This is a genomic window from Paraburkholderia ultramafica (assembly GCF_902859915.1).
Classification (GTDB): domain Bacteria; phylum Pseudomonadota; class Gammaproteobacteria; order Burkholderiales; family Burkholderiaceae; genus Paraburkholderia; species Paraburkholderia ultramafica.
This window is the reverse complement of record NZ_CADIKK010000135.1, coordinates 1-1,546: the sequence shown is the minus strand read 5'-3', so window position 1 is coordinate 1,546 and position 1,546 is coordinate 1. Positions and strand designations below refer to the sequence as shown.

Genomic DNA, 1,546 nt, shown 5'->3' with positions numbered 1-1,546 from the left:
AGATACTGATATGACTTTCCCTGTCAATCGGGATATTGATTTTTCGCTTTTCCGTAGGCGCTAGAATTCCCTGAGGGCGGCGTAGCAGTAAGGTCGACGGTGGATCACACTGATATCCGTGGATTGGCTACCGCATTACAGAGGTCCGCCTCATGAGCCTGCCGCTGTCTTCGGCCGCAAATTGGTGATGCCCGTTGCGAAATATCTCCGCGGGTTACTCGAGTGCCGGGCTACGCCGCCTTCAGGAAACTCCTCCAGTGTTGTCTGGTGTTGCGTGCCGGGCAGGTTACGCTGCCTGTTCGCTGCGTGGTATGGCAAGCGACATCGCCAGGCGGCTGATGTCCCAGATGAAACCCGCCAGTTCACGGGCGACGGCAACCGTCGCGATATTGACGTGTTTGCCGCGCGCAGCCAGCTTCCGGTACCGCCGGCACAGCCGGACCTGCGCGTCCCAGGCGCGATCAATGATGGCCTTGGGGATGCCTTCGTGGCGACGCTGGATGTCGCGGCTCACGCGCGCCGGATGCCGGTAGCTCCAGGCCGCCTCGACCAGCAGCTTCCTGGCGTAGCTGTTGCCCGTCTTCGTGATGCCGCCCAGGCGGCGCTTGCCGCCGGAAGAATGTTCCGATGGCGTCACCCCCAGCCAGGCCATCAGTTGACGTGGATGTTCGAAGCGTGACAGGTCACCCAGCTCCGACAGTATCCCGACGGCCGTGACGAACTGCACGCCCCGCATCGCCTGCAGTCCCAGCAGGGCTGGATAAAACCGCCAGTTGACGACTGCATCGCGTAGCGCTGTTTCGAGGCGATCACATTGCGCGAGTCGGTCCTCGATCGTGCGCCGGTGTTCGTCAAACGCCAGTTGCCGCCACGGGTGCCCGAATGAATATGCGCTGAGCCAGCGCCGATGGGCGGCGCCCCAGTTCGCGTTCCCGGTATAGTGCACGCCATGCGAGAGCAGGAACGACTTCAGCCGCTGTCGCGCCTGCTTCAGATCGTCTCTGGCACCGGCCCATGCCCGCGCCAGATCCCGGAATGCCTCATCCTCGACGCCCGGGACATAGACTGCTGACAGGTCACCGGCGCGCAGCGCTCGCACCAGTTTGACCGCATCGCGCCGATCGGTCTTCACGCGCTCGCCGGGCTTCTTCGGAATCAGCGATGGTGCGCACACGATGCAGTCGAATCCCTTCTGGACGAGCTGCCGGTAAAGCCCATAACCACACGGACCCGCTTCGTAGACGATGCGTACGTGTCGCCCCTTTGACTGCAGGCGCCTGCACAGGCGGTCGATATCGGCCTTCGTCGTACCGGTCTTGCCGAGCAGTTCCACCTCGCCCATGCCGATCGCGTAGGCAACCGTGATCGAATCCTTGTGAACATCCAGACCGACGTACACCGTGCTATCGTTTTCCATGCTGGCCTCCGTGCAGGAAATCGCCGGGTGTGGCCCTGTCCACACCGTGCGGCTCTGGCAGCAATGCTAACCCGCGTCCGATTCCTTACGGCTGGCCAGCCCCTGCCTCACGGAAAGTCATACTGCCTT

Annotated in this window: 1 protein-coding gene; it reads right to left on the bottom strand. The window is 62.5% G+C overall.

Annotation, left to right across the window (positions count from 1 at the left end):
• Positions 1-286 precede the first annotated feature (286 nt).
• The gene (locus tag HV744_RS36530) at positions 287-1,417 is read right to left on the bottom strand and encodes an IS110 family RNA-guided transposase (RefSeq protein ID WP_175154079.1); all 1,131 of its coding nucleotides are present in this window, start codon (positions 1,415-1,417) and stop codon (positions 287-289) included.
• Positions 1,418-1,546: the final 129 nt, after the last annotated feature.

Coding starts and splice junctions, on each gene's coding strand:
- HV744_RS36530 (WP_175154079.1), bottom strand. CDS start 1,417: ATGGAAAACGATAGCACGGTGTACGTCGGTCTGGATGTTCACAAGGAT.